We start from the raw sequence: 16,548 nt of genomic DNA on the forward strand, positions 1-16,548 counted from the left end.
AAGCAATGACAGCATATAAATTAACTGAAAGGCATTATTCTTTATAGTTTTATGAGGTGCTACCTATCGCTTAGCAAATTGTTTAAGGATATGCTTCGGTAGTAAAAGCCAGTAACGGCCCTTATTCTTCATATGCTCACCCCAAAATGCGGCCATTTTTCCTGAGCCCCAATAAATATCACCTCGCATAAAGCCACGGATTGCTCCGCCCGTGTCTTGAGCGATCATCAAACGTTGGAGACGCTTTTCTTCATCCTGATCCTTTTCTGGACGTGTTGTGCTCAGCCAAAGTGGTGCACCTAAAGGAATCCATTTTTTATCAACAGCTAACGAATAACCTGGCGTAAGAGCCATTCCTTGGGCCCCTAGAGCCATCGGTTTCTTTAATGACTCGAAAAACACAAAAGACTTGTTTTGATGCATAATCTCTTTTGCTTTTTGCGGATGCGCTTCTAAATAACGAATGATCGCTTCTTTAGATGCATTATCTCTTGTCATAATCCCTTTATTTATAAGGATCTTAGCCACTGAAGTATAAGGAGCACCATTTTCTCCAGCATAACCAAGATAAATACTCTTACCATCGGGTAATAAAATAACCCCAGAACCTTCAATTTCTAAAAATAACCGTTCAATAGGACTATGGATCCAAGCAATAACCGGAGCCTTTTTCTTAAGTGCTCCATTATCAATTTGTGCACGCGTCTTATTACGCCCTCCACGTTTAGGTAAACCATAAATCGGCGTACTGTATTTAGAAGTTTTCTTTAAGCCACCCTTAATTTGGGGCATGTAATAACCCGTAAATAAACCCTTAACCGGCTTTTTTTGTTCAAATTTAATCGGATGGAACCATTTTTCAAAAAATGTGCGGGCAATATCTTCTGAAACTGTTTCAATCGCCACTGCCGCCTTACATGCAGGATGCCAATCCCCAGCTTTTAGCTTAATATGCTGAGAACCAATAGGATGTGACGGTTCTTTTTTTAAAAAGGTTTTACAAGATAATTGAAATGCTAATAAGGACTTTTTAACATCCGCAGTATCCCATCCAGGTAGCTCTTCAAAAGATACCGAGGATAAAGCTAGATTACTGCTAATCTTACGCTTTACTTTTATAGGCTTTTCCGGAGGTTTTTTTGGGGCTTCAACCTCACTTTTTTTAGCGAGTTCTTTAGCCTTAGCTAATTGAGCAGCTACTTGCTTAGAAACCATCCCAGACGCTGCATCTGCAATTAGTTTTACTGTTTTTGCAGAAGGCTTCGGTGTCTTCTTGCTCTTTGATAGCTTACTTACAGGGCTAACTTTTGCAATAGATTCTTGTTTGGGCTCATGAGGTTTTTTGTAATGCAGCAATCCCCAAGTGCACGAAACAAGGCCAATAATAATGGTTGTACAAATTAATTTCTTATTCATAGCGGGAACAATTTTACACAGTATGAAATTAAAATCAACATTAAGGCGATTTAAACTAAACCAATCGCGCTTATTATGCAAGACCTTTTCTTTCGATTAGAGCATATTTTAATCCCTGTAACTCACCAATTATCGTCCATAAAATAATCTATTTGCCTTTATTTAATGTTTATTTAGCTGGTTGAGTCGAGCAATGGTTTCTGTCTTAGTAGCCCTAGTGCTTCTAGGATTCCTTCATAAATAAATAGCCTTTAACTATGGGAGGATTGCGGGTTAAAAACCCAAAAAAACCAAAAGCTTTATCTTAAAAACGCAAATGATTAAAATTTGTACTATATTTTTAAAGTGTAAGCATTAAAAGAATTACACTCATGGAGGAAAATAATGAAAAAACTAATCATAACATCATCAGCTTTACTTGCGGTTTTGAGTTTGTCCGGTTGTAATACAATGAATACTGCCGGCGAAACTGTGGGAAATGGCGTACGTTATACAACCAATACCGTAGGTAACGGCGTACGATACGGCGTTAACACCGTAGGTAATGGGGTAAAATATGGTGTTAATACTGTAGGCCAAGGTGTCGGATTTGTAGCACATACCGGTGCTGCTGTAGGTCAAGGGGTAGGTAATGTGGTTGGTACTGGTGTTGGATTTGTAACCGGAAGACCTACCTATCAGAACAAAGTTGTTTATCACAATGGCCACCGATACGTAGTACGAAATGGCAGATATGTTCTAATCAGATAATTCTTACCTTAAGAGCCCTTCTTCATCAGATTTATTTAAGAAGGGCTAACTATTCAGATCAGCAAGGCCACACCCCTTACATAATCCTTTAATTTCAATAGTAATATTACTGATAGAAAATTCAATTTGATTCGCAGCACTGTACGCAGGATTAATATCAGTAGCGCAATCAAGTTCTTGCACAAAATCGCAATGGTTACAAATAAGAAATTGAGTCTGCCCTACATGATGCTCATGCAAACAAACGACATAAGATTTAAGACTATCAATACAATGAATAAATCCCTCTTCATGCCAAAATTGAATAGCTCTATATACCGTTTGCGGCTTCGGGTTTTTTACTTCCTGAGAAAGCTTTTCTAGGATTTCATAAGCACCTAAAGGCTTATTTTCAGTCACTAATATTTTAAGCACTCGCTCTCGTGGCTCAGTATATCGATAGCCATTATTAACACAATGCTTATAAGCTTTATCCAGCAAACTATAGTTCATCAATTTGTCTCAGCCACTAATCCTAAGTTAATCATACCATGCTCATTTTTAATAAAAAAATCCTACGGGTAAGCATGATGTCACCCTAGATTATTACATATTTGACAAAATAATAAACAAAAATTTTTGTTTTTAGGCTTATTTTAGTTGGTTAGAGGTAAACCACTATCGAACCATTATTGACCAAAATACGTAGTTATTATTCTATACTAGGATAAGGAAGCTGAAAATACTTAAAACCAGGGGACTCAACATCTACGTAAGAAGATTTTTCTATGTTTATTGATGAATTGGCCAGTACGTACATGGCTCTTGAAAAAATTAAGCCTTTGCTTAATAAAGTTTCACAAAAGCAAAAGAGTGCCCTGCAGCAAATGAACCAAAATGTGGTGATTACTGATTTAGTCGTAAGAACCCCTTTTGCCCCCTACGGAGAGGCGAATTCCTCAGCTAATGAACCTGAAGAGCCTCCCATAAAACGTCTTCAAACTTATATTGCGACTTTATTTTCCCTTGCTAATGAGCATCATGGTGCAATAAATTGTGATGGAGAGGCCGGCAGTTATCAGATAAAACCAGATAAAAAAAATAACGTCACTCGTCTTTCTACCCATGAATTTTCTTTTTATACGGAACAGGCATTAACGCTTAGCGAATTTCAATTAATTTTAAGTAATATAGAAAAAATGGCCCGGAAGTTAACCCCTAACGTTCATATCTTATTAAGTTCCTTTGCAGTAAATAGCCCAGACGGTACCTTATTAAATATGTCGGTTTTTATCGAGGGAGGCAATCCTCCTGAACTTCATGTTTTTTCTAAAAATACGGCCTCTAAAAATGACATTAATTATATGGGAATCAGTTCCTTATTTTCACAGCAACAAGAGGAGCAAGTAAGTTTTCATGCAGATAAAATTAGCGGAAAAAATGGCTTCATTGTTTCGACAGGTAGTGTTTTTGAGGTAAAAACCTATGGAGGAGCTCGCTACACTCAAGCTATTGATATCTGTCTGGACCATGGGTTACAGCATAGTAAGGAACTGCTTATTCGCCGGATAATGGAAAATGCAGATGAAGTTTTACCCAGCCAAATAGAGCATTGTGTCTCATCGAATAGCATTGAACTCTATAATGACAGCATAATTTCCGATTATTGTGTACATATTGATCCCTCCATATCAATGCAAAGTTATGGTGCACAATTCGGCACAACAGTACTTAGCAGCAAAATGATGAAATGCATCCTACCTAAGGAATACCCGCAAATGAAGATCTTTGAAAAAAAATGGGGTTATCAAGTTGAAAATCCTCCTTTTGGTTCAGACTGTTATATTGAGGTGCTCAAAGAGCGCTCTGCAGCTAAATATGTTCCCGAATTACAGGCGGCCATTGAGCAACATAACCAAGAAGTACAAGCCAAACAATTAGCCACTTTAAAACAAGAATATTTAGGATCTAAAGCAAAAGTCGTTCAGCACATTGAGCAAAGCAATTATTTTATGCAGCAAATAGAGGAGCTAGAAAAGAGTATGCTTAAACGCTGTAAGCCAAATCTTTTGCAAGAACTGTTAAAAACGGAGGAATACAAATACAAACTAGAGGCAAAAGACATAGTATCTAGCTGCATCAAGCTGATGAAAGATGCAATCCATGATAAAGGTAACCTCAGCGTGTTCTTAGTACGGGCATGGAAAAAAGACTTTACCGGCCAAATAGATGCACTTACTCCTTTCAGTATTCAATCCTCATTGAAAAAGGCATTAAAAAAAGAGCTAGATGATGCAATTGATAAATTATCCAAAGATCTTGGCTGCAATTTTGAACCACCTCGCCCATGAACTATGATATAATCTTGTTTTTCCTTACTTACACCAGCAATGAACTTTAAATCCTTCTTTTTGGGGATACTCGTCTGTAGCCAAAGTTTTGCCACAGCAAAATTTATTCCCGCAGCCCCACTTCCGGCCCCTGGTTATGCACTAAATGGCGCGGCCTTATGTGCAACGGCTAAAGAAACTCTTGCCTATTTAAATAAAGGACAACACTATGATCCTCAAGTAATTCATGAGGGCAAGGTCTTTAAGATACCTCTTTATCGAGTCAAACAAACTTTAAGTTTTATTTGTCAAAACCAAACTAAATTAAATGATCCAGCTTTTGTGAAGCAGCATTTTGATTTTGTTCGTTGGTATCCAGATCAAGCACAAGCTAACCCTCTTAAAAATCAAAAAGTCCTGCTTGCTCATTTGCCTCAAGATAAAATTTTAATGACCAAATACTACGTTCATCGCGCCCAAGCGGTGTCTAAGCCTAATCCAGCATATCCTGTTGCCTTATATGCACTTCCGCAAGATGAAGCGTCTTTATCACTTGAGGAGGCCGACGCCAAACCTGGATTAACACGTTTTCATTATGGAAAACAGGCCATTATAAAAGGGGCTTTAACGAATAAAAATGTTCCAGTATTAGCTTATTTAAAACGTGCTGATTTGGAAGCAGCTTTACTGCAAGGTACTGTCGTGGTCGAATTTGTGGACCAAGGGCATAAAACCAAAGTGTTTAATGTACATCGTTGCAATAATATTGCCTATGATAAAGCAAAATCTCCTTACCAACAGGAGCGCTATTGGTACTTCAAACAAGTTAATGGCATTAAAGGCTATGGTAAAGACGCGGATCATAAAATTACCGTAAATAGCGAAGTAACCTTTGCGGCTGATCTTGAGCAGTTTGGTCTGGGTAAATTACTTATGGTGCAATATCAAGACCCATCAGGAAAGCAAATCACTCGAGCTGGTATCTTCGCTGATACAGGGGGGGCGTTTAAAAATAACCAATATCAAGTTGATTTTTTGACAGGGACATATGCAGGTAATGAAGCATTCTATAAGGCTAACCGCCATTTACCTGATTATGTAAGGGCTTATTTTATGGTGTTAAAAAACTAATATGAAAAATTCTCTATTTTGTTTATATTTTATCAGTGCATTTGCACATGCTTTCTCTTGCGATAAGCCGCAAGTAATCCATCAAGCCCCTATTCAATTCGATAAAGAACGTATTGCATTAACTCAACAATACCAAGAAGCTCATTACGGAATTCATTCGAAATCAATTAAGATTGAGCCCAAAATGATTGTGTTGCATTGGACCTGCATCTCTAGTTTGAAAGCCACTTTTCGCGTATTTAACTCCCCTACCTTTCCGCAAAATTCTCCGCGTACTAAGGACTTACCGGGAATGCTAAATGTATCTAGCCATTTTGTCGTGGATCGCGATGGCAGCATTTATCAATTGATGCCTGATAATTGGATGGCTCGTCATGTAATTGGCCTTAATCACAATGCTATTGGCATTGAGAATATAGGTGGAATTGACGGTAAAGATGATCTGACTGACGCCCAGGTTAAAGCTAATGCCTTTTTAGTCTGTCATTTAAAGAAAAAGTACCCGCAAATAGAATATGTTATTGGACATAATGATTATTTAGGATTTAAAAATACCCCACTTTGGCTGGAATTGGATCCAAATTATCAAACGGATAAAGAAGATCCTGGCCCTACTTTCCTGAATAAGGTTAGAGCACTAGTGAGAACATTTAAGACCCCAACTTATTGGCGTACTTATGTTAAGAGCTAATGCTTATAAGGTAACCCATCCAATGGCATGAAAACAAAGGCTACCTAAACCCTCTAACACCAGCCAATCCCTCTCCACCTGGTACTCCCACGGTGAGCAATCCGCCTGTTGTGGAATCAAAAACAGGAGCAGATGCAGCCCCAATGCCCCAAGAGGTTCCAGAAACAGCTTGAGTAGCTGCAGGAGTTCCTACTCCTGTAATCAGTAAAGCCAAATTAGCCACAGCAACTGTAGGAGCAAAATAATGAACTGGCCCCGTTGCCGTGTTCGCGGGCACAGGTGTACTTATAGTTGAGTCATAAACTATGGTGCTCGTCGAACCGATAATTGTCCGCAATGGAGTTACTGCCACCGAACTTATTCCCGTACATTGGTAGGTGGAATGAGCTTTTTTGGCATCCCATTTTACAATAAGTGAGCCATTAAAATTTAACATTTGCTGTGTGGAACAAACACCAATATGGTCCGAAACCTGAACGAGTATACTTGTGGCTGTGGAACCCACATTTACCCCATTGGACAAACCATTAATAATCATCACTTGTCCCGAAGTAACAGCGCAAAATGCGGTGCCAGAGAAAAATACATAAAAAACCATAACTAACTTAATAAAATGACCCCATTGTTTATCCATAATCAATCCTCTCTTTGTCCAGTCACATAAGGTAAAACACCATAGAGCCTTGCGGTTTGCTCCGCTTGAAATCCAGCCAATCCCTTCCCACCAGGAACCCCTACGACCGCTAATGCGCCATTATTAACATTAAAAACAGGCGTTGATGCAGCATTAATTCCCCAAGTTGATCCAGAAACAGCCTGGTTAGAGCTTGGATAACCGGAGCCTGTAACCAAAAGAACTAAATTAGATACTGGAGTAGTTGGAGCCAGGTAAGTAGTTGCTCCACTTGCAGCAGGTGCAGGAATAGTCGTAGTCGTTGTTGAATCATAGACAATAGTATAAACAGAGCCAACCCGATTCTTTAATGGAGTTACCTTAACAGAGACAATACCCGTACATTGAATTGCCGAATGCGTTTTTGTAGAATCCCACTTAACGATTGTCGTACCATTATAAGCCAAGGTTCGCGCGGTAGCACAAAAGCCCAGAGCATCCGAAACTTGAACAATAATACTTGAAGCAGTAGTTCCAGTCCCTGAACTCGTTTCATTAGCTAAACCATTAATAATGGTAACCTGTCCTGAGCTAATGGTGCTAAACGCAGGTTTAGAGGCAAAGAATGCCAATAAAATAGCTAATTTAACAGATTTTTGTATTTTTATATCCATATTGAAATTATCCTTAAATTCCATGCGAATGAGCACAAATTAAAAGTCTAGCAGTAGAAGATAGCTGTTTACAAAAGGATAGATATCTATTTGACGTGGGCCTGGTTGCTTGCACTAGGTTACGTCATAGAATAATTAAAAATTAGCGATTTTACTTTCTTGATAAACCTCAGAAATACGACTCCCATCCCACATATAACGAAGATGGCAACCTTGTCTTGGTAAAGTTAATGCCGGAGGCCTAAAAATTGCCATACATAACCCCTCAGCGTTTCTAATGCTTGGATAAATTAATCCCCAATGTTTTTCATCATAGATCTTCTTTCCAAAAGCCTGGCTTTTATCGTAAAAAAAAGGGTCCGGATTTAATAACTCACGATATTCATGACTTCTTAAATCAATTAATGGCTTGGTAATTTTTGCTATATATTCACGCATGGTAATTGCACAGGGCTTTTCTTGTGATGCGCGATAAAATCGCTCTCGGTGAAATACCGTCTCTTTTATGGCGGTTTCTAATGAGCACGCAGCATAATAAATACCGTAACTTCCATCAGTAAATCGCGAGGGCTGGCCAATGTGGGTAAATGCAGCCATTAGTGGCGTTGAACCTGGCCCCCCTATCCAATCTTCCTTTGGGATTAAATTAATTCGGCCTAATTCAGCCTGAATACGCTCGTTCGTTAATCCTTCAAGAAGAGCGATTTGTTCAAGTTCTTCCTCGGTGTCGGCCCAATCAAACAAAGATACAGGAGGAAATTTTGAAGGAATAAGTCGATGCACATTTTTTTCATAATTAATTGAGTGCAATTAATATCCCCGCCAAAAATCCAAAAATTTCCGCACTTCCGCAAGACGAACGATTCCCCCCTCAAGCATGTACTCTTTGGGCGTTAAACCATGAAACGGTGGCAGGGTATTCTTACGATTAATCCATGTTCTCGCTTGCTCGGCATCATCAAATAAGATACGCAAATCCTTATAAATTCCTAAAAGATATGAAACCCGCTCTTTCTGATCCCGGCTTAGCTTCGACCGATGAGAGGTATAGGTTGAGCGCGGCATATCTCCCATAAGGATACGCGCCTCCGACTCTTTCAGGTCAAAACGCTCAACCAGATTAAACAAAGACTTCCACACCACTTCATCAGGGATTGTATTGATGGGGCTTGTACTGGCATGCATATCAATCACCTAGTCTATTACTCTATTAATATAAATAATAGACCATATGGAGACAAATGTCTATAAAAAGACATTTTTAAGCGATTTTGGACAAGCCTTTTGTCTATAATCCATTGGAATGCAAACTAATCCAATCCTCATTAAGCAAGTTAAATAATTCTTCAGGCTGAATATCGGAAGTATCTTGATATTTTAGCCATTCATTAATCACAAAACGTTGGTACGCTGAATCCAAAGCATAAACTCCATTTTTGATTTCCGGACTTTTAAAATACTCTGATGCCTGTAATACTGCTGCCAAAACCAATGAGCGTGTTAATTGAATATCATTTGCCGGGACAGACTCCCCTGAGTGATCAAAATTAACCGGAAAACCACCGCGTAAAAGATGAATAGTGGCTCCTAATTCAGTCTGATAGTCAATATCGTCCAAAGGCTCATGTTGTTTCGGCGAATACTGATTAATCATGTGCAGCAAAGATAGATATTCTTTATCTTCAGAAGAACAGCTAATTAGCACTTTATTTGAAGAGGACAAACGAAATTGTTCCAAGCGCCCTTCGGAGATATCGCGCCCACTGCAACCAAAAATGTAATCAGACTCAGCAATAAGCGCTGTAAGATCATGAGTGCAAAGAATATTGGGCTTTCCTTGAATCGGCCGCAATTTTTCTGGATTAATGTCATGAACAATCAACTTACAACCCAATGAACGTAATCGATTAGCCACGGCTTCACCAATAGAGCCTAGCCCGACCACCCCAAAAATAAAGTCGTTTATATTTTCAGGTAAATAAGAAACTATTTTATTCACCACCGCTTCGGCAATTAAAGGGGATTCAAGAAACCGCTTTGCGGCGCTATTTGCCACATCAATGATTGGGATAGGCGGAATTCCATGCTTTTCACTATTAATAAACCCGGCAGTAGTTTTTTCTATTCCAAGAATCTTATACTGTTTTAATGACATTAGCGGAACAAAAGCAATGGCATGCCCGCCATGGTCCAGAATTAAGACTTCTTCTACATCTTCCCTTTTAATATGCTCTACCATAGCGGCCCATAACCAATTTATATCTCGAATAAAACTATAGGAGTAACGACCAATATTCGTTTGCAGGGAACAAGGTTGATAATGAACGCCCTTGTTAATTAAGGCGGCAACAACCGCTTCACATTCAGAATAGCGCTTGCCAAGAATAAATATATTTTTAGGTTTAGCGCCTAGCCTTATCAAAGCATCGATTACATTAATAGAGGTTTGTAGTGGGTGGTGTACATAATAAATGGCTGTTTTTTTAAAAATATCTCTTTTTCCATCAATAAATGCCTTTTCTAATAAAGCATCCATTACGGGCAAATTAATCTCAGGAAGCGATAACGAGTCAATTGATGCATTGGTATTGTTTAATAGATTTTTATTAGAAAAACTCATATCCATAATCCCCACTTGCCCCATTTTTTAAACAAAGATTTCGTATAATTATTATACTTACGCAGCATTATTTAATCAAACTCCAGATGAAGGTGCAAAGAGTTCTCTATGAGGATTCAGATTGAGAGTCGGTCAACCATTGGCTATTATTTAGTCATACCATTCAGAAAATAGCATGTGTGATTTCACCCAAGGAGAAATACAGTGCCTCATGATCCGGCCATAAAAAAATTACTCCAACGAGTCAAGGAATTGGAACTCGCCATTAAGGTGCAACAAAATAAAATCAGTCAACTGGATTCGGAAAATTTTCAATTAAAAAACCTCATCGATAATCTTCCAGGTGATATTTATTGGAAAGATAAAAATGGCATTTGGTCCGGTGTAAACAAACGAGGAGCGCAAAGTTTAAACCAAATGGGCTTTATTACAGACCGCTCTGAGGTAATTGGCAAATCAGATTATCAGCTATTTAGCAAAGAAACTGCTGATGAATATCGCAAAAATGACCTTGAAGTCATGAGCAAAAAAATTGAAATCACCCGCGAAGAAATCAACAAACTGCCCAATGGTGAAACAATGGTGCAACTTTCTGCAAAAAGACCGTTATGGGACAAGGAGGGCAATGTCGTGGGCGTTGTGGGTAATACCATTGATATTTCCTATCTAAAAAAAATAGAGGCCGAGTTAAAAACTGCTATTGAAAAATCAGAAATTGCTAATAAAGCCAAAACGGAGTTTCTAGAAAACATGCGTCATGACATCCGCACACCATTAACAGGTATTGTTGGTTTTGCAGATATATTGAAACTGGAATCTGATAATGCACAAATTAAAGAATATGCCGAAAACTTAGTTGCCTCCAGCCATGCGTTACTTGATCTATTAGACGAAGTGCTGGAAGCAATCCGCGTAAGCTCAGGAGAAATCCCCAAGCTTAAGAAAAAGTTTGATTTAAAAAAATCCTTAGAACAAATAATTAACTTAAACCGCGCCAAAGCAGCGCAAAAAAAACTGGAACTAACTCTAAACTTTGACCCCTCAATTCCTGAACATTTAATTGGCGATAAAATTCGTATCCATCGAGTTGTTCTGGAACTTATCGCTAACGCCTTAAACTTTACTAATAACGGTTTTGTTCGACTCAATGCAGAGCTAGCCAAACGAAACAACAGAGAGTTAATCATCAAGCTTATTGTCGAAGATTCAGGAATAGGTGTCCCTCTAGAGCGACAGCAAGAAATTTATGTACAATTCACTCGCTTGACCCCTTCATACCAAGGAATTTATAAGGGCGCAGGCCTTGGCCTTTCTGTAGTAAAGCAGTTTATTGATGAGTTGGGTGGAGAAATTTATCTGGAAAGTGAACCAAGGAAAGGCTCTAAGTTTACTTGCATTATTCCTTTACAAGAACCCTTACTTAATGATGATCTAGGGCTTGACGAGGAGTTCGAACCTCTGAAAAAGCCAAGTTACACCGAAGAACTTAAAAGGCCTTATAGTGATTTAAATACCAATAAGTTCCGCGTTTTGGTTGTAGAAGACAATCCCATTGCGCAAACTGTGGCCAAATCTATTCTCGGTAAGCTAAATTGTCATACCGACATTGCAGAATCAGGAAGGCGAGCGGTTGCCCTATGGAAAAGCAGATCCTATGATTTAATCTTTATGGACATCGGCTTACCCGATTTAGATGGCTATGAGGTAACGCATCAAATTCGGGTGCATGAATTGCCACGAAAAACCCACACGCCAATTATTGCTCTAACGGCGCATGTTGGCGATGAAAACAAAAAACGTTGTATTGAGGCCGGCATGAATGCGGTGCTGACTAAACCTCTGACCCTAAAAAACTGCTCAGACATTCTTGATGCATTCATACCAGGACACCAAAAGAAAGAAGACGAATCCCAAACAACACAATATTTAACTGATTTACCCGATAGTATGGAACATTTATTTAATTTAACCGAGTTTCCACTATTAGATATTGAAGAAGGCATTAAAACTACAGGCAATCAATCCATATTAGCTGAAATGCTAAACCTATTGATTCATGATTCACTTCCTAAAGATTTGCAACTTATGGAGGAAGCCCATCAAGTACAGGATTGGGAAACAACCCAGCAACTGGCTCATAAAATTAAAGGCGGGGCAATTTATGTAGGTACCGTAAAAATGAAAATAGCCTGTCAATACCTTGAGCGCTACTGGAAAACAGGGCATTCGGAGCTACTGGAAGAACTGTATCAACAAGCAGTTACGGTGATTCGAGAAAGTATAAAGGAAGTAGCTCACTGGCTTAACGGGCATTGATATGCCCTAGTTTCCTTAGTATGAAGTCTACAAATCTTTAAACTCATCACTAGATGCAAAAGGATCTGCAGGCTCACCTGGAATCTTTCTTGATTCATTCGCCCATTCGCCTAGATCAATTAATTTACACCGCTCAGAGCAAAAAGGCTTAAATTTATTTTCTGGCCGCCATGTATCAGGCTTATCGCAGGTAGGACACTTAATTTTCTCTGGATTTTTCATAACTAAATATTAGCTTATTTTAGAAACATATAGTATATATCAAGCCACATAGTTCGTCATTAATGGCGAATAAATCTCAAATAGTAATTTATATTTTACTATTTAATATGTAACAATTGGCAAAAGAAATTTAGGATATGTAACCGCAAATGGACTTTACCAAGCTTTTTATTAATTTTGGATTTTCAATCAGTTTAATTATAAATGCCCTTTTATTTATTCCTCAAATCGTTTCCATTTGGAGACATCAATCAGTACAAGGAGTTTCCTTACTCACCTTCGCAGGATTTAATGTTATCCAGTTTTTTACTGTATGCCATGGATTAATCGAAGGAGATCATTTACTTGCCGCAGGCTACATTTTAAGCTTAATTACTTGCGGTGCTGTTACATTCCTGATCATTTATTTTCGGTACACCAAAAAAATTAAAGAGCATAGACACGCATGAACTCTCTTATTGAACGCAACGTTACTATATTGGCCTTGCTTCCTTATTCTAATGAAGCGGAGCTTTTGCATAAAAAACAAAAGCTTGATAATTTGTATTTTTTAAACGCTATTATAGCACTTGCAATTAACGCACTTGAGTCTTTTTTACAAGGACAGCTCTCCGCTTTTGATGCTCAAGTAGGAGAAAACCTATGCCAAATTAGGGCTTATAAAATTTTGCACCTCAGTTATAAATGGCTACATACTGAAAGTGCTTTAAATCAGTTCAAAGAAGAGCTTGAGAAAATAAAAGCCTATAAAGCTCATCTCAACGAGCTAATTACACAATGGGAAAATGCCGTAAAATATTCTGTTGCTTATACCAAACATTTAGATGCTGCAGAAAAGATTTCTCTTTTTTTAAATCGGCACCAATTACTCATTTCCTTCCATAGTGAGATTGTATTTATCATACTATCCTGGTTTTTAACCCACTTTAATGTGCGTGACGATCATATTCCTATTGCCATCAACTTAGAGTATATTGCTCAAGAATTTAAGATCTCAAAATACAGAGCAAAACGGCTTACACACAAGTACCAACAGTTAATTTGTAAATTAGGATGCGATTTTATTATCAATATTAGCCAAGCACTTCCGGAGGCATGGCGTCTGGGAGAACTGTTACCGCAAGTATGCAAAATTGCTGATGAAAATCGTGCGGTGCTCCCCTGCTATATTAGCAGTGAAGTTATTTTCCATCATAATATTTTACAAAAAATACCTATGATTTTAATTACTAAGCGCTATGACAGCCAACAAAATCTAATCGATATTATTTACTTTTTAGTTGAAGGTAATGAGCTACAGCAATACCGACTAGTCCAGCAAATTGATTTAATCATGCCCTATTGTCTTGTGGTTAAGGGCTTAGTGCTTAACGCAACAGAAACCATTAAATCCTATATTCAACGCATTATGCAAATTAGCCCTTTACAAATCATCTTAGCCAATACAGCAAGTCATCCTCAGTACTCGGGTAAACGACTGCATGATTTGCGCGAAGACCCTTATCGTGATTTAGATACAAATGAGCTGACGGAAATGCACAAGGCTCGTTTTAATGAGATGAAAAAGGTAGCATTAGCCCAAGGGTGTTCTAAAGAAAACCAGACAACTTTTTTTCTAAAACATATTTATGCAAGCCAGTTAAAGTCAGAGCTAGAGTATCTCGAATCTAAATACGTCAATATGGCTTTTAACGCCTATGATGTCCAACAACTTAGTGATAGTCATGTTAATTAAAAAACAAAAAGTGATGAAAAAACGATTTGATTTGTACAGTCAGGTCATAGAACGGATGCCAGTGCATATTTATTGGAAAGATAAGCACTTTAATTATATTGATTGCAATAAAGTCCTGGCAGCCTATTTAGGACTTGCCTCAACTCAAGAAATTATTGGCCGCTCAGATTATGATTTTTTTTGTGTGGAAGAGGCAAACAAAATCCGCGAAAATGATAAACAAGTATTAATTTTAGGTAATATCTGCGTTTTTGATGAAGAAATTTCTGATAATTTAGGACAAAAAACCGCGTATCTGACTCAAAAAATTCCCCTATTTAACTCTTCAGGCGAAATTATTGGTTTAGCCGGAATTTCTATAAATATCACTCGACGAAAAGCCCAAGAAGAAAAAGCCCATGCGGATAAAGAAGCAACAGAACATCGACTTTTTCATATATTAAATAATTTACCTGGGCACGTCTATTGGAAAAACAAAGACTCTATTTACCAAGGATGCAATCTTGCTCAAGCACAATCTGCCGGTTTCCTAAATCCCGAACAAATGATTGGAAAATCTGATTTTGATATGCCATGGAGCCATGAGGCAGAATCTTTGCGGGAGATGGATCTTTGTGTAATGCAGCGAAAAGACGTAATTACTCGTGAAGAAGCATCGAAACTTGCAAATTCAGATAAGATATCCATATTTTTATCAAAAAAAGCCCCCTTGCTTAACATTAATGGAGAAGTTGATGGGGTTCTTGGAATTTCATTCGATATTAGCGATCGGAAAAAAATGGAAGAAGAACTTGCCAAATCACAAATTGCCGCAGAGGCTGCAAACTTAGCAAAAACTGAATTTTTACGTAACATGGAACATCAGTTAAGAACGCCTTTTAGTGGAATTTATAGCTTAATTGAATTCCTGGCATCAAAAGAAACCGACCCAGAAAAGAAAATGTATCTAAAAACTGTTCATGAGTCTGCCAAAGAGTTCGTGGATTTATTAAATGATATTCTTGAGTTTACCCGCAATGAGGCAGGAAGCTCCCCTGTTCTAGAAATGAAATTTAATCTCTATGAAACCCTAACGCAAGTAACCAAGTTAGAGCAAGCAACCGCTTTGGCCAAAGGAATTGAGCTGAATTTAGATTATCCCAAATCACTCCCAGGAATAGTTCTGGGAGACCCTTATCGCATTAAACGCTTAATGATGAACCTAATTAGTAATGCAATCAAGTTTACAGAACATGGCCATGTCTCTTGCCAGGTTCGCCTGGGTGAGAAAATAGATTCACGCCATTGGATTCTACAGCTTATCGTTTCCGATACTGGAATAGGCATTTCAGAAGAAAAGCAATTGCTGATTTATGAAAAATTCTTCCGTTTATTTCCTGCGAACCAAAACAAATACAAGGGTGCGGGGTTAGGATTATATGTAGTAAAACAAATTATTCATGAGCTTGAGGGAGAAATTGAAGTCCAAAGCGAACTTAATAAAGGCACTACGTTTATTTGCACATTACCTTTTAAAACTCCCTTGCTTTTTAATGCTAACCATTAAAGTCTTTTCTTGAAAATTAGATTATTCTCAGCAAAAATTAACATGACGTAGGGGTATGATGTCCCTATCTTAATAGAATTTGAACTATTGGATTTATTACAAGGCAAACAATGCTCAACCCTATTCGAATACTGATCGTCGAAGATACACGAATTGCGCAACTTGTTGTAAAAGCATATATGACTCATTTGGGATGTATAGTCGATATTGCCGAAGACGGAAAGTCAGCCATTGAAAATACCACTCAAACTCGCTATGACCTCATTTTAATGGATATTGGTTTGGGGGATGGCCCCAATGGTTTTGAGGTTACTCAATATATAAAAACGCACAATGCGTTAAATAAAGATACCCCCATAATTGCTCTAACCTCCCATGGTGATTCGGACATCAGGCAGAAAGCCGCAGATGCAGGTATGATTTTATTTTTACGTAAGCCGTTCACTACTGCTTATGCACAACAAGTCATGGATTATTTAAAAAGCCACTCCTTAGCAAAATAAATGCACATTACATACTGTCCAC

At 38.1% G+C, this 16,548-nt stretch carries 17 protein-coding genes; 9 read left to right on the forward strand and 8 right to left on the reverse strand.

What is annotated here, in order from left to right; genetic code table 11:
* Positions 1–63 precede the first annotated feature (63 nt).
* Positions 64–1,416 carry a murein transglycosylase A gene (gene mltA, locus BN3124_RS12670; protein ID WP_058535901.1) on the reverse strand — a complete coding sequence of 451 codons (1,353 nt, stop codon included), beginning with the start codon at positions 1,414–1,416 and terminating at the stop codon, positions 64–66.
* A gap of 384 nt (positions 1,417–1,800) precedes the next feature.
* Between mltA and BN3124_RS12675 the strand changes: the two genes are divergently transcribed.
* Positions 1,801–2,166: a hypothetical protein gene (locus BN3124_RS12675; protein WP_058535151.1), complete on the forward strand. Its 366-nt coding sequence runs from the start codon at positions 1,801–1,803 to the stop codon at positions 2,164–2,166.
* Positions 2,167–2,211: 45 nt separating this feature from the next.
* Here BN3124_RS12675 and BN3124_RS12680 read toward each other — a convergent pair whose 3' ends face one another.
* Positions 2,212–2,658 carry a Fur family transcriptional regulator gene (locus tag BN3124_RS12680; protein WP_058535152.1) on the reverse strand — a complete coding sequence of 149 codons (447 nt, stop codon included), beginning with the start codon at positions 2,656–2,658 and terminating at the stop codon, positions 2,212–2,214.
* 275 nt (positions 2,659–2,933) lie between these two features.
* On the opposite strand from BN3124_RS12680, the gene BN3124_RS12685 reads away from it, so the two are divergent.
* Genes BN3124_RS12685 through BN3124_RS12695 form a run of 3 tightly spaced genes read left to right on the forward strand, consistent with a single transcriptional unit; the run spans position 2,934 to position 6,297 of the window.
* Positions 2,934–4,496 carry a hypothetical protein gene (locus BN3124_RS12685; RefSeq protein ID WP_058535153.1) on the forward strand — a complete coding sequence of 521 codons (1,563 nt, stop codon included), beginning with the start codon at positions 2,934–2,936 and terminating at the stop codon, positions 4,494–4,496.
* Positions 4,497–4,535: 39 nt separating this feature from the next.
* Positions 4,536–5,606, forward strand: coding sequence for a hypothetical protein (locus BN3124_RS12690; RefSeq protein WP_058535154.1), 1,071 nt, complete (start codon positions 4,536–4,538; stop codon positions 5,604–5,606).
* A gap of 1 nt (position 5,607) precedes the next feature.
* On the forward strand, positions 5,608–6,297 hold the full coding sequence (locus tag BN3124_RS12695; RefSeq protein ID WP_058535155.1) for an N-acetylmuramoyl-L-alanine amidase: 690 nt from the start codon (positions 5,608–5,610) through the stop codon (positions 6,295–6,297).
* A gap of 40 nt (positions 6,298–6,337) precedes the next feature.
* On the opposite strand, the gene BN3124_RS12700 is transcribed toward BN3124_RS12695, so the two are convergent.
* The 5 genes from BN3124_RS12700 to BN3124_RS12720 form a co-directional block, all read right to left on the reverse strand.
* Complete coding sequence (locus BN3124_RS12700) at positions 6,338–6,931, reverse strand: hypothetical protein (protein WP_058535156.1); 594 nt, start codon at positions 6,929–6,931, stop codon at positions 6,338–6,340.
* A 2-nt stretch (positions 6,932–6,933) separates the two neighbouring features.
* A complete protein-coding gene (locus BN3124_RS12705; RefSeq protein ID WP_058535157.1) occupies positions 6,934–7,584 on the reverse strand; it encodes a hypothetical protein in 651 nt (216 codons plus the stop codon).
* Positions 7,585–7,719: 135 nt separating this feature from the next.
* Complete coding sequence (locus BN3124_RS12710) at positions 7,720–8,394, reverse strand: RES family NAD+ phosphorylase (RefSeq protein ID WP_058535158.1); 675 nt, start codon at positions 8,392–8,394, stop codon at positions 7,720–7,722.
* Entirely contained in the window at positions 8,395–8,769 is a 375-nt protein-coding gene (locus BN3124_RS12715) for an MbcA/ParS/Xre antitoxin family protein (protein ID WP_058535159.1), read from the reverse strand.
* A 103-nt stretch (positions 8,770–8,872) separates the two neighbouring features.
* Complete coding sequence (locus BN3124_RS12720) at positions 8,873–10,204, reverse strand: NAD(P)-dependent oxidoreductase (RefSeq protein WP_058535160.1); 1,332 nt, start codon at positions 10,202–10,204, stop codon at positions 8,873–8,875.
* A 204-nt stretch (positions 10,205–10,408) separates the two neighbouring features.
* On the opposite strand from BN3124_RS12720, the gene BN3124_RS12725 reads away from it, so the two are divergent.
* Positions 10,409–12,520, forward strand: a complete 2,112-nt coding sequence (locus tag BN3124_RS12725; protein WP_078061556.1) for a response regulator — start codon at positions 10,409–10,411, stop codon at positions 12,518–12,520.
* A 27-nt stretch (positions 12,521–12,547) separates the two neighbouring features.
* Here BN3124_RS12725 and yacG read toward each other — a convergent pair whose 3' ends face one another.
* Positions 12,548–12,742, reverse strand: coding sequence for a DNA gyrase inhibitor YacG (gene yacG / locus BN3124_RS12730; protein WP_058535161.1), 195 nt, complete (start codon positions 12,740–12,742; stop codon positions 12,548–12,550).
* 149 nt (positions 12,743–12,891) lie between these two features.
* Between yacG and BN3124_RS12735 the strand changes: the two genes are divergently transcribed.
* The 4 genes from BN3124_RS12735 (at position 12,892) to BN3124_RS12750 (ending at position 16,526) form a co-directional block, all read left to right on the forward strand.
* Positions 12,892–13,191 (forward strand): PQ-loop domain-containing transporter, encoded by a 300-nt coding sequence (locus tag BN3124_RS12735; protein ID WP_058535162.1) that lies wholly within the window; start codon positions 12,892–12,894, stop codon positions 13,189–13,191.
* A complete protein-coding gene (locus BN3124_RS12740) occupies positions 13,188–14,477 on the forward strand; it encodes a hypothetical protein (RefSeq protein WP_058535163.1) in 1,290 nt (429 codons plus the stop codon). Before BN3124_RS12735 ends, BN3124_RS12740 begins: the two co-directional genes overlap by 4 nt.
* Complete coding sequence (locus tag BN3124_RS12745) at positions 14,467–16,023, forward strand: PAS domain-containing sensor histidine kinase (RefSeq protein WP_058535164.1); 1,557 nt, start codon at positions 14,467–14,469, stop codon at positions 16,021–16,023. Before BN3124_RS12740 ends, BN3124_RS12745 begins: the two co-directional genes overlap by 11 nt.
* A 110-nt stretch (positions 16,024–16,133) precedes the next feature.
* Positions 16,134–16,526 carry a response regulator gene (locus tag BN3124_RS12750; protein WP_058535165.1) on the forward strand — a complete coding sequence of 131 codons (393 nt, stop codon included), beginning with the start codon at positions 16,134–16,136 and terminating at the stop codon, positions 16,524–16,526.
* Positions 16,527–16,548 lie beyond the last annotated feature (22 nt).

Origin of the sequence: Legionella saoudiensis, from assembly GCF_001465875.1 — a bacterium.
Taxonomy (GTDB): Bacteria; Pseudomonadota; Gammaproteobacteria; order Legionellales; family Legionellaceae; genus Legionella; species Legionella saoudiensis.

Excerpts from the sequence above, each read along its gene's own strand:
- mltA (WP_058535901.1), bottom strand. The coding sequence starts at position 1,416 with ATGAATAAGAAATTAATTTGTACAACCATTATTATTGGCCTTGTTTCG.
- BN3124_RS12675 (WP_058535151.1), top strand. The coding sequence starts at position 1,801 with ATGAAAAAACTAATCATAACATCATCAGCTTTACTTGCGGTTTTGAGT.
- BN3124_RS12680 (WP_058535152.1), bottom strand. The coding sequence starts at position 2,658 with ATGAACTATAGTTTGCTGGATAAAGCTTATAAGCATTGTGTTAATAAT.
- BN3124_RS12685 (WP_058535153.1), top strand. The coding sequence starts at position 2,934 with ATGTTTATTGATGAATTGGCCAGTACGTACATGGCTCTTGAAAAAATT.
- BN3124_RS12690 (WP_058535154.1), top strand. The coding sequence starts at position 4,536 with ATGAACTTTAAATCCTTCTTTTTGGGGATACTCGTCTGTAGCCAAAGT.
- BN3124_RS12695 (WP_058535155.1), top strand. The coding sequence starts at position 5,608 with ATGAAAAATTCTCTATTTTGTTTATATTTTATCAGTGCATTTGCACAT.
- BN3124_RS12700 (WP_058535156.1), bottom strand. The coding sequence starts at position 6,931 with ATGGATAAACAATGGGGTCATTTTATTAAGTTAGTTATGGTTTTTTAT.
- BN3124_RS12705 (WP_058535157.1), bottom strand. The coding sequence starts at position 7,584 with ATGGATATAAAAATACAAAAATCTGTTAAATTAGCTATTTTATTGGCA.
- BN3124_RS12715 (WP_058535159.1), bottom strand. The coding sequence starts at position 8,769 with ATGCATGCCAGTACAAGCCCCATCAATACAATCCCTGATGAAGTGGTG.
- BN3124_RS12720 (WP_058535160.1), bottom strand. The coding sequence starts at position 10,204 with ATGAGTTTTTCTAATAAAAATCTATTAAACAATACCAATGCATCAATT.
- yacG (WP_058535161.1), bottom strand. The coding sequence starts at position 12,742 with ATGAAAAATCCAGAGAAAATTAAGTGTCCTACCTGCGATAAGCCTGAT.
- BN3124_RS12735 (WP_058535162.1), top strand. The coding sequence starts at position 12,892 with ATGGACTTTACCAAGCTTTTTATTAATTTTGGATTTTCAATCAGTTTA.
- BN3124_RS12740 (WP_058535163.1), top strand. The coding sequence starts at position 13,188 with ATGAACTCTCTTATTGAACGCAACGTTACTATATTGGCCTTGCTTCCT.
- BN3124_RS12745 (WP_058535164.1), top strand. The coding sequence starts at position 14,467 with ATGTTAATTAAAAAACAAAAAGTGATGAAAAAACGATTTGATTTGTAC.
- BN3124_RS12750 (WP_058535165.1), top strand. The coding sequence starts at position 16,134 with ATGCTCAACCCTATTCGAATACTGATCGTCGAAGATACACGAATTGCG.